Source organism: Streptomyces sp. NPDC057307, from assembly GCF_042667665.1.
GTDB lineage: Bacteria > Actinomycetota > Actinomycetes > Streptomycetales > Streptomycetaceae > Streptomyces.
The window spans coordinates 74,993-85,830 of sequence record NZ_JBHUZM010000019.1 but is presented as its reverse complement, the minus strand read 5'-3'; the positions used below and the strand labels follow the sequence as shown (position 1 = coordinate 85,830).

At 71.0% G+C, this 10,838-nt stretch carries 6 protein-coding genes, 1 tRNA gene and 1 other RNA gene; 6 read left to right on the top strand and 2 right to left on the bottom strand.

Annotated features, from left to right (window positions below; genetic code table 11):
• Nucleotides 1-132: 132 nt before the first annotated feature.
• Complete coding sequence (locus ACFUN8_RS10685; RefSeq protein ID WP_383634342.1) at nt 133-1,353, bottom strand: ice-binding family protein; 1,221 nt, start codon at nt 1,351-1,353, stop codon at nt 133-135.
• A gap of 881 nt (nt 1,354-2,234) precedes the next feature.
• Between ACFUN8_RS10685 and ACFUN8_RS10680 the strand changes: the two genes are divergently transcribed.
• Both ACFUN8_RS10680 and ACFUN8_RS10675 read left to right on the top strand, forming a co-directional pair.
• A complete protein-coding gene (locus ACFUN8_RS10680; RefSeq protein WP_383634340.1) occupies nt 2,235-3,473 on the top strand; it encodes a tyrosine-type recombinase/integrase in 1,239 nt (412 codons plus the stop codon).
• 157 nt (nt 3,474-3,630) lie between these two features.
• Nucleotides 3,631-4,443, top strand: coding sequence for a hypothetical protein (locus ACFUN8_RS10675; protein ID WP_383634338.1), 813 nt, complete (start codon nt 3,631-3,633; stop codon nt 4,441-4,443).
• A 166-nt stretch (nt 4,444-4,609) separates the two neighbouring features.
• On the opposite strand, the gene ACFUN8_RS10670 is transcribed toward ACFUN8_RS10675, so the two are convergent.
• Nucleotides 4,610-4,697: transfer RNA gene (locus ACFUN8_RS10670), tRNA-Ser, on the bottom strand.
• A gap of 72 nt (nt 4,698-4,769) precedes the next feature.
• On the opposite strand from ACFUN8_RS10670, the gene ffs reads away from it, so the two are divergent.
• The 4 genes from ffs (at nt 4,770) to ACFUN8_RS10650 (ending at nt 10,653) form a co-directional block, all read left to right on the top strand.
• Nucleotides 4,770-4,866: signal recognition particle sRNA small type (gene ffs / locus ACFUN8_RS10665), an RNA gene on the top strand.
• 44 nt (nt 4,867-4,910) lie between these two features.
• The gene (locus ACFUN8_RS10660; protein WP_383634336.1) at nt 4,911-7,232 is read left to right on the top strand and encodes a DNA polymerase III subunit gamma and tau; all 2,322 of its coding nucleotides are present in this window, start codon (nt 4,911-4,913) and stop codon (nt 7,230-7,232) included.
• Nucleotides 7,233-7,289: 57 nt separating this feature from the next.
• Nucleotides 7,290-8,546, top strand: a complete 1,257-nt coding sequence (gene purD, locus ACFUN8_RS10655) for a phosphoribosylamine--glycine ligase (protein WP_383634334.1) — start codon at nt 7,290-7,292, stop codon at nt 8,544-8,546.
• A 418-nt stretch (nt 8,547-8,964) separates the two neighbouring features.
• On the top strand, nt 8,965-10,653 hold the full coding sequence (locus ACFUN8_RS10650) for a hypothetical protein (protein ID WP_383634332.1): 1,689 nt from the start codon (nt 8,965-8,967) through the stop codon (nt 10,651-10,653).
• Nucleotides 10,654-10,838 lie beyond the last annotated feature (185 nt).

Sequence of the window (10,838 nt, the reverse complement as noted above, 5' to 3'; positions counted from 1 at the left end):
TTTTTTTATAACACAATTGTTTTTTACATAACCCCACCCCCCGCCGGGTTTTTGGGGGGGGTGCCGGGGGCCCCCGGCGGGTGGTACTCTTTCTCTCACCCCCGCGCGGCGCGATCCGTGGTCCGGCCTTTGTCAGGCCAGGTGCTCGGGCTTGTCGCCGTAGCCGCCGTGCTCCGGGGGCTGCTCGCCGTAGCCGCCCTCGTCGTCGCCGTAGCCGTGGTCCGGCTTGCCCGGGGGCTTTCCGCCGTGGTCGTGGTCCGGCTTGCCCGGAGGCTTTCCGCCGTGGCCGCCGCCGGTGTGGCCACCGTGGCCGCCGCCGCTGTTTCCGCCGATGGTGTTGCCGACGGTGTTCCCGCTCGTGTTGCCGCTCGTGTTCCCGGTCGTGTTCCCGGCCGTGTTGCCCGCGATGTTTCCGCCCGGGGACCCGCCGGTCGTACCGCCCGTGGTGCCTCCTGTCACGACGCCGCCGAGGACGCCACCGAGTACGCCGCCGGTGTTGGTGCCGGTCGTACCGCCGCCCAGCACACCGCCGAGCACGCCGCCGAGGACGCTGCCCGTCGTTCCGGTGGTGGTGCCGGTCGTGGTGCCCGTGGTGGTACCGGTCGTGGTGCCGCCCGAGCAGGTGGCGCGGGTGATGCGGTTGGTGTCCAGGGTCACCGAGCCGTTGCGCGCCAGCGCACGTCCGTCGATGCTCGCCCCGGTCGTGGCGCTGATCGACGTCAGGGCCAGGATGTTGCCGACGAACGTGGAGTTGGTGCCCAGGGTGGCCGAGCTGCCGATCTTCCAGAACACGTTGCACGCCGCCGCGCCGTTGATGAGCGAGACCCGGCTGGCGGAGGCCGTCGTCAGCCCGGAGCCGACCTGGAAGACCCAGACGGCGTTGGGGTTACCCTGCGCGTCGAGGGTGAGGGTGCCGGTAAGACCCAGCGTCGAAGACGCGGTGTAGACACCGGGCACGAGCGTCAGGCCGCCGGCGTCCGGCGGGAGCGCCGCGTCCGTGGCCTGCCCGGCGGCGTTGTTGTACGCGGCCACCAGGTCGGACTTGGCCTGCAAGGCCACCGCGTCCGCGGAGTGCTGCGCGCCGTTGACCAGACCGGGCGGGAAACCGCTGATGGCCGTGCCAGGGCTCACACCGATATCACCAGTGATGACCGACGGGCCAGTATTGGTAATCGACTCACCGGCCAGAACGGCGAAGGCGTCGGCCGTGCCGAGGGGGACGGGTGTGGCGATGGCGAGCGCCTGGGTCGGTGTGACCGCGACCATCGCGGCGGCGACAGTTGCCGTGAGCGCGGCGGTGAGCCAGCCGGAAATGGATCGTTGTCGAGCCATGCCACGGATATTGAGCTTCATCGAGACCATTTCTCTGGGAGACGGAGCCGGCCGGGCCGCTACCGATCGCCCGGAAAGCCTTCATTCTGTCGCGGGCAGATTACGCATGAATATGCCTCTGATGGAAATGAACACAGAGAGTCTCGGTGGATTCTATTTTCAATATAGTGAGAAAATGCCGCAAACGTTCGGGCCGTGAGCGGTGCATTTCTGCAGTGATTTCGATTATGCAGAATTGATTCTGCAGTGGGAATCAATGACACGCCTAGTCGTTTCTTCGAACGCGTGCGAAGAAACGACTCCCTTCAGGTTTGAGGCCCCAGCGCCTCCGCGAACTCGGCGGCGCGCGAAGTCTCCACTCGGCGTGGCGGGGGCGCTCAGGAGAAGCGGTGTTGATCGGCCACCATGCCGGCAATCCGCCGAGCCCGCCCCTGGCGGCATTCGGAGAGATGCGAAGGGCCCCGCACACTACAAGCCGTAGGAGGGGAAGGCTCGGTGTGCGGGGCCATCGGACAGCTGCCGGGGCACGGGGACTCCGGATAACCCGGCAGACATCTCCCGCCCGCTTCAACGAGCCGGCGCCCAGGCAGGCACGGGTTACCCCGCTGTGGCGTCCGCGGTGGGCCGGCCGCGCCGCCGGGGAGAAATTCCCGGGTATTTGACCAGCCGACTCACAGATCTCTGAACTACCTCGCCTTTCGGGTTCTGTTATTGCGCATCGTCGAGGGTGCTGCAGGGCGTCCGGTCGAGCGTGCGGAGTTGGTGTCGTACTGGGGCGTTACAGACGGGGCGGCGGGTAGATCGGCCATGCGTATCAGTCTCCAGGCGAGGACATCGCTGATGGAGTCTGCGGTGTCCAACTCCCTTCGTCCTGCCGCCTCGTGGAGAAGAGAGACGGGGTCGTGGCCAGCTGCCTGGCTGTCGGCCAGGGTGGCGGCGAGGGCATGCCAGCCAGGCTCAGCGAGGATCTGCTCTGCCAGATCCGGCATCGCCTGCCGCATGCGGGCGGCTTGCCTCTGCAGCCGGGGCCGGCTGAGGTGTTGGCCTCGTTGGCTGAAGGCGGTGTGATCCGTGTACGACGCGGACGGCTGCGGCCCCGCTACAAGCACGGCTGCGGTGACAAATGTGGCCGCAAGCCGGGTTACTGCCCGCAGAAGATCAGCGTCCGGCGTGAGACGAAGGACACCAACTCCAGTGCGGGCAAACGCCCGATCGGCGTGCCTGAAGAGCTGATGAGCCTTCTGCGGCTGCACAAGCAGGAGCAGGACCGCGAGCGCGTGCTCGCCCGGGACCTGTGGGTCGAGAAGGGATATGTGTTCACCTCGCCGACTGGCGAGCCGCTCAACCCCAACCCCGACTTCCATCGGTGGAAAGACCTGCTGAGGGCCGCGAAGGTTCGCGACGGCCGTCTTCACGACGCCCGCCACACCGCCGCGACCGTGCTGCTGATCCTCGGCGTCCCGGACACGGTCGTCGACGCGATCATGGGATGGGAGCCCGGCAAGTCCGCGCGGATGCGCCGCAGGTACCAGCACCTCACCGGCCCCGTGCTCCAGCAGACCGCCGCGAAGATCGGCGGCCTGCTCTGGGGGACACCAGTCCCGTCTCGGCCCTCCATCGGCGGCGTCTTCCTTGGGCCGCCCCAGAGCCCCGCCCCAGCCGACCTGAAGGTCTATGTGGCTCGCCTCGGCGAACGCCGCATTCCCTTCCTGCGCCGCGAGCACGCCGAGGCTCTGGTCGAGCAGTGGGGTGGCGACAGGCGCGAACACCCTGCGGAGGTCGAGGAATGGGACCGGGAGAAGTGGGAGCACAACGGACCCGCCGGCGCGCGGACGATCCGCGATCGGATGCCCGACCGAAGGGTCGTCTTCCACGCCTATGCCCTCTTCGCCCCCGGCGGCGAGCGGCTGAACACGGGTATCTCCGAACAATGGTCAGTGGATGCCTGGGAGTTCGAGTCCGACGTCTATACGGACCTGGCGGTCCGCTGGCACACCACCCGCCGCCCCGGCCAAGAGGTCGAGGCCCAGGTCCGAGGCACAGACAAGGACGCCATCGCCGCCGCGTTCGCAGAGGCGTGCGCACAGGCTGTGGATGGCGCGAGGAACCCGAGCAAGTACGGCGACAGCGACGAGTGGTAGTCGATGCCGAGGGGATGGGCTGCACCAGGACCGGTGCAGACCATCGGCCGTTGTGCCTTCTCGCCGATCACCCGCCCACGCAAGCTGCCGACTTGGCGATTCGATGAGGTGCGTAAATGCCGCGCACCGCCGCGACTTTCGCGCATACGCTCAAGCCATGACAATACCAACCGAAGAAGAGCAACTCCTCAGACGGATCCTGACGTTGCTGGACAGCGCCCGGCCGTACGAGAGTCTCACCCAGTCCGACTCCAAGCAGTGGCACGTTCAGCCCGGCAGTGCGCTCGCCGGAGACGACGCCAAGACCGACCCCTACCAGGTGTCCCACAACGTCTGGAACGCACTGAGCGTTGCCGTCGACCACCTGCACTGCTTCCGGTCGACCTTCGCGGACGACCTGCGAGACGAATCGGTATCGATCACGCTCCACACTCACGGGCAGTACTCACTGCTGCGCGGCGCCTTCGAGAACAGCGCCCGCGCTGTCTGGATGCTCGGCCCCTCCCAGCGTCCGGTACGCGTGCGACGCCGTCTGTGCATGCAGGCCGGCGAAAACAAGAACTCCGACCGCATGGCCGCGCTTCTCCAGCAGCAGCCCAAGAGGCCACTGGACGTACGGATGCGGCAGCTGACGGACCTTGTCGTCAAGGCGGGAACGGACCCGGCCGATGCCAAGAAGGCCCTCAAGCCCGAGACGTACTCAGAGATCGTGCGCGAGGCGGGAGCGCTGACGTCCATGGGCGCCGGCGAGGCAGAGGTCGTCTGGAGCAGCTGCAGTTCGCTGGCGCACGGCGACGTCTACGGCACCCTCAGCATCCTGGAGGGGAGCGTCGTGCAGACTCAGGGCCGCGTGAACCTCATGCAGATCACCAGTTCCCCCAGGGTGCTGTGGTGGATCGCGGACCGCACGGTCGCGATGTTGCAGCGCGGCTTCGATCTCTTCAAAGAGCGGGCTACCTGCCACCGCTGAACCGAAGCGCCACTCCCATACGCACCGGACGGAACCGTCGAGCAGCCCTCGTCCGCCGAGATCCCAGCCCGATCACAGCAACTGCAACCAAAACTGCAACCACCCACGTCGAAGGCCCGCCATCGCTAGCGACGGCGGGCCTTCGACTATTGCCCGGTGAGAGCAATGGCGGAGGATACGAGATTCGAACTCGTGAGGGGTTGCCCCCAACACGCTTTCCAAGCGTGCGCCCTAGGCCACTAGGCGAATCCTCCGCGACGAACCATACAAGACGTTGAGCGGTGCTCGCGAACTCGTTGTCGGGGGTGGGCATCGGGTACTGTGAGCGCAGCCCCTCACGTGGCGCTATCTGACTGAACTCCCCCAGGGCCGGAAGGCAGCAAGGGTAGGTTGGCTCTGGCGGGTGCGTGGGGGGCGTCTGCGTTGGCGGGGGTGGGATGTCGTAGCGGGCCGATATCGTCGTAGGTGTGTCGTCCCTAGCGCTGTACCGCCGTTACCGCCCCGAGTCGTTCGCCGAGGTCATCGGGCAGGAGCATGTCACTGACCCGCTGCAGCAGGCCCTGCGCAACAACCGGGTCAATCACGCGTACCTGTTCAGCGGGCCGCGGGGCTGTGGGAAGACCACCAGTGCGCGCATCCTCGCGCGGTGTCTGAACTGCGAGCAGGGGCCCACGCCGACCCCCTGCGGGGTCTGCCAGTCCTGTCAGGACCTGGCCAGGACCGGGCCCGGGTCGATCGATGTCATCGAGATCGACGCCGCTTCGCACGGTGGCGTGGACGACGCCCGTGATCTGCGCGAGAAGGCATTCTTCGGGCCGGCCGGCAGTCGGTACAAGATCTACATCATCGACGAGGCGCACATGGTCACCCCGGCGGGTTTCAACGCCCTGCTGAAGGTCGTCGAGGAGCCGCCGGAGCATCTGAAGTTCATCTTCGCGACCACCGAGCCCGAGAAGGTCATCGGCACGATCCGGTCGCGTACGCATCACTATCCGTTCCGGCTGGTGCCGCCCGGGACGCTGCGGGACTATCTCGGCAAGGTGTGCGGCGAGGAGCGGATCCCGGTCGCCGAGGGCGTGCTGCCGCTCGTCGTGCGGGCCGGTGCCGGGTCCGTGCGGGACTCGATGTCCGTCATGGACCAGCTCCTCGCGGGTGCCGCCGAGGACGGTGTGACGTACGCCATGGCGACGGCCCTGCTCGGGTACACGGACAGTTCGCTGCTCGATTCGGCGATCGACGCCTTCGCGGCCGGCGACGGGGCGGCGGCCTTCGAGGTCGTGGACCGGGTCATCGAGGGCGGCAACGACCCGCGGCGGTTCGTCGCCGACCTGTTGGAGCGGCTGCGGGACCTGGTCATCCTGGCCGCCGTTCCGGACGCCGGTACGAAGGGGCTCATCGACGCCCCCGACGACGTGGTCCAGCGCATGCAGGACCAGGCGTCGGTCTTCGGGGCCGCCGAGCTGAGCCGGGCCGCCGACCTCGTCAACACCGGGCTCACCGAGATGCGGGGCGCCACCTCGCCCAGGCTCCAGCTCGAACTGATCTGCGCGCGCGTGCTGCTGCCCGCCGCCTTCGACGACGAACGGTCCGTACAGACGCGGCTCGACCGGCTGGAGCGGGGGGTGTCCGCGGCGGCGTTCTCGACCGGGGGGCCCGCACCCGCCATGGGGTACGTCCCCGGGCCCGAGGCCCACCCGGCGGGCCCCGCGACCGGACTCGGCGGCCCCGGCAACGGCCCTGCGGCGGCGCGCGCCGCCGTGCAGGGTGAGGGTGGTGGCAGCGGTGTGCCCGGGCCGGTGGCCACGCCTCCCGAGCCCGCCCCCGCCCCCGCCCCTGCCGCTGAGCCCGCGCCCCCGGCCGGCAACCGACCCGGCGCCTGGCCCGGTGCGTCGGCCCCCGCCCAGGCCGCCCCCGCCGCTCCTGCCGCCCCCGAGCCCGCCCGTAAGCCCGGTGGCTGGCCCACCGCCTCGACCCCCGGGCGCGGCCCGGGTACCCCCGAACCGGCGCCCCAGGCCCAGACGCCCGCCGCGGGCCCGTCGGCCCACGAGCCCGCCGGGCCCGCCGGCCCCGTCATGGCCCAGGGCGCCGGGCAGGTGCGGAACATGTGGCCGGACATCCTGGAGGCGGTGAAGAACCGCCGTCGCTTCACCTGGATCCTGCTCAGCCAGAACGCGCAGGTGGCGGGCTTCGACGGGACGACCCTCCAACTCGGCTTCCTCAACGCGGGCGCCCGCGACAACTTCGCCAGCAGCGGCAGCGAGGAAGTGCTCAAGCAGGCGCTCTCCGAGCAGTTCCACGTGCAGTGGAAGGTCGAGGCGATCATCGACCCGTCGGGCGGCACCCCGCAGCCGCCCGCCCCCGGCGGCGGAGGCGGCGGTGGCTGGAACGGCGGCAACAACCCCAACAACGGGGGAGGCGGAGGCGGCTTCGGCGGCACGGACGGCGGCGGCGGAGGCTCCAGACCCCCGGCACCCGCCCCCTCCCAGCGCCCCGCACCACCGGCGCCACCCGCCCAGTCCTCCGCAGGCGCCAACTCCGGCCCCGGTCCCGGCTCCGCGATGTCCGGCGCGTACGCCCCCGCCGCGTCCGCGACCGCCGCCCCCGGCCGTACGACGCCCGAACAGCGCCGCCCGTCGGACGGCCCCGCGGCGGCCCCCCGCCATGTCGCCCCCGAGGACGACACTCCTGAAGAGGACGACGCCGACCTCGTCGACTCCGCGCTCTCCGGCCACGACCTGATCGTCCGCGAGCTGGGCGCCACCGTCGTCGAGGAGTATCCGAACGACTGACCCCCGGCGCCGGACACCGGGTCGGCCACCCACGTCGTCCCCGCTAGGCTGCCCTCCGTGAAGGTCCTTGTCATCGGCGGCGGTGCCCGCGAACACGCCCTGTGCCGCTCTCTGTCCCTCGATCCCGACGTCACCGCTCTGCACTGCGCGCCCGGTAACGCCGGTATCGCCGAAGTCGCCGAGCTGCACCCCGTCGACGCCATGGACGGTGCGGCCGTCGCCCGGCTCGCCACCGAGCTGGAGGCCCGGCTCGTCGTCGTCGGACCCGAGGCGCCGCTCGTCGCCGGGGTCGCCGACGCCGTACGGGACGCGGGCATCGCCTGCTTCGGCCCGTCCGCCGAGGCCGCGCGACTGGAAGGCTCCAAGGCCTTCGCCAAGGCCGTGATGGCCGCCGCGAGCGTTCCCACCGGGCGCAGCTACGTCTGCACCACCCCCGAGGAGATCGACACCGCCCTCGACGCCTTCGGCGCCCCCTTCGTCGTCAAGGACGACGGTCTCGCCGCCGGCAAGGGCGTCGTCGTGACCGACGACCTCGCCGTCGCCCGCGAACACGCGCTCGCCTGCGGCCGTGTCGTCATCGAGGAGTTCCTCGACGGTCCCGAGGTCTCCCTCTTCGCCATCAGCGACGGCCGTACGGTGCTCCCGCTGCGCCCCGCCCAGGACTTCAAGCGGGCGCTCGACGGTGACGAGGGCCCCAACACCGGTGGCATGGGCGCGTACTCCCCGCTCCCGTGGGCCGACCCCAAGCTGGTCGACGAGGTCCTGGAGACGGTCCTCCAGCCCACCGTCGACGAACTGCGCCGCCGAGGCACGCCCTTCTCCGGGCTGCTCTACGCGGGGCTGGCGATCACGAGCCGCGGGGTGCGGGTCATCGAGTTCAACGCCCGGTTCGGCGACCCCGAGACGCAGGTGGTCCTGGCCCGGCTGAGGACCCCGCTCGCCGGTGTCCTGCTGGCCGCCGCCGAGGGCCGGCTCGCCGATCTGCCGTCCCTGGTGTGGCGCGACGACGCGGCGGTCACGGTGGTCGTGGCCTCGCACAACTACCCCGGCACGCCGCGTACCGGCGACCCGATCGAGGGGCTGGCCGACGTCGTCGCGCAGGATGCACCGGACGCGTACGTCCTGCACGCCGGGACCCGGCTGGGCGACGACGGCAGTACGGTCCTCAGCGCCGGCGGCCGTGTGCTGTCCGTCACAGCGACCGGCAAGGATCTCGCGCAGGCGCGGGAGCGGGCGTACGCCGCCGTGGGCCGGATCCGGCTGGACGGTTCGCAGCACCGTACGGACATCGCCCGCAAGGCCGCCGAAGCCTGAACCGAGGCGTGCGTCGCCTGAACCGAGGCGCACGGCGACGCCTGAACCGAGGCGCGCGGCGTGCGCCGAAGCCGAGCCTGAACCGAGGCGTGCGCCGATGTCGGCACCCCTCCCGATCCCCGTCCGGCCTGGTCGGACGGGCACTCCGTCATGCGGCTCGGCGCCACCGGCTCCTCGCACCACCTCCCCGCCCCGGAAGCCGCACCCCAAAACACCAGCAACGTCAGCACCTTTGACCAAAGCCATTCCATCGAGTGACGGTTAGCCCATCCGGATGACCCCCGTCGGGGCCCCAACTATGGTGCGGCGCAAGCGTTCGGGCACTTGGCCCACCGGCATTGCGATGTCAGTGGCGGGTGCCACAGTGGGGGAGTGAGCAAATCCGCCGCAGTGCTGGCAGAGGGGGTGAGATCCGGACGTGTCCGGTTCCGGTGTCGGTGAGGAGATCGGCGCCCTGGGCGCCAGGTCCCGGGCTCTCGCTGTGCTGCGCGTGCGCGGCAGAGCGGCGGGCGTCGCGCTGCTGCCCGCGGCGGCGGCTGTCGTCCTGCTCGCGGGAGGTGTCACGGGCAGTCTCACCGGTGGGAGTTGGGACACCGCGCGCTGGGTCGTGACCGGAGTCGCCGTGGTGGTGCTGCTGTGCGCGGCGGGCGTCGCCGCCGTGATCGCCAGGGCCAGACCGGCCCTCAGCCCCACCGTGGAGATCGCCGAGCGGTCCGCCCCCGACCTGTACCGCCTGGTGCGGGATCTGGCCGACCGGTTGAACGTGCCCGCGCCCTCGTCCATAGCCCTGACGCCGGACTGCGACAGCTGGCTGGAGGACCGTACGCACCCCGCGCACGCCCTCGCCGCCGCCCCACCTGCCCCCGGCACCGCAGGCGCCTCAAGCACCGCCCCCGTCCTCGTGATCGGCTCCCCCTTCCTGTGGTGGATGCGCGTCGCCGAGCTGCGCGCCGTGCTTGCCCCGGTCGTGGCCGGTACGGGACCGGCGTCGCACCCCGACATAGCAGCCGCCCGCCGTTTCGTACGGGGCCTGGACGCCGCCGTAGCCCTCGCGGGCCGCCAGGACCTGGGGCTGATACGCCGAGCCGCACTCGGCTTCGTCGGCCGGATCGCCCGCCTGATGCTCCGTGCCTGCGCCGAGCACGCCGCCCTGATGGAGCGCGGTGTCGCGTCCGCCGCGTCCGAGCGTGCACAGGGTGTGGACTACGGCCTGCGGATCGTCGCCCAGGAACAGGTCGGCCTCGCCTACGCCGGCTGGGACCGGCTGCTGACCCGCGTCGCCCTGCCCGCCTGGCGGATGGGCCGCTGGCCGTCCCGGCTCGACGTCGGAGTCGTATCGGCGCTGACCGAGCTGTCGCGGCGCGACCGGCTGGCCGAGGGTTTCACCTCCCGGCTCGGCGAGCGCCCCGCCTGCGACCTGCTGGAAGAGCCCGGCGCGGTCGACGAGGCCGCGTCCCTGCTGGCCGCGCGCCTCTTCCACGGCGGCCCGGCCACCTCCGGCCCGGACTGGTCCCCGGTCGACTGGCAGCAGTATCCGGAAGAGGTCGTCGACCGTAAGTGGCGTACGGAAGCGGCCAGGCTGCACCGCGTCCTGGACGACATGGGTGTACGCCGCTCCGCGCGGCCGGGCGACCCGACGGCCGACGCCGTGCCCGGACCCACACTGGACCGCGTCATGGACCATCTCGCCGGACAGGGCGAGGAGGCGGGCGACACCCTGGCCGCCGGGATCAGCGCCGAGGTGGCGCGCGAGGAGGCCGAGGCCGTACCGCCCGAGCCCACGACCGCGGCGGGCACCGCGGGCGACGCCCTGGCCCTCCGTGGGACGGACCCGCTGCCGCTGTTCCCGCTCATGCCGCCGCGTACGGGCCGTGAGCTGCTCGCCGACCATGTCACCGCCATGGTCTGCTGCGCGGCCGTGGACACGGCGGGCGCGGCCCCCGGGCTCGACTGGCTCGACGGCCCGGCGCTCCTCATGGACGGCAAGCGCCGCACGGACCTGGCGGGCGGAGTGCTGAGCCTGGTGGAGGACGGCGACGGGGAGCCGCTGCGGGTATGGCTGGCCTCGACGGGCGTACGCCCGGAGAAGCCGGTCCGTCTGGTCTGAGGCCGGAGAAGCCGGCCCGTCCGGTGTTGAGGCCGGGGATACCGACTCGTCCGGTGCTGAGGCCGGAGAAGCCGCCCGCCCGATGTGAGGCGGCCGACCTCAACGGCGGTCCACCCCACCCCCCAGCCCAACCCCCCATCCGGAGCCGGAAGTTCCGCCCGCTTCCCTCCCTTTCCTGTCGCTTC

Coding starts and splice junctions, on each gene's coding strand:
- ACFUN8_RS10685 (WP_383634342.1), bottom strand. CDS start 1,353: ATGAAGCTCAATATCCGTGGCATGGCTCGACAACGATCCATTTCCGGC.
- ACFUN8_RS10675 (WP_383634338.1), top strand. CDS start 3,631: ATGACAATACCAACCGAAGAAGAGCAACTCCTCAGACGGATCCTGACG.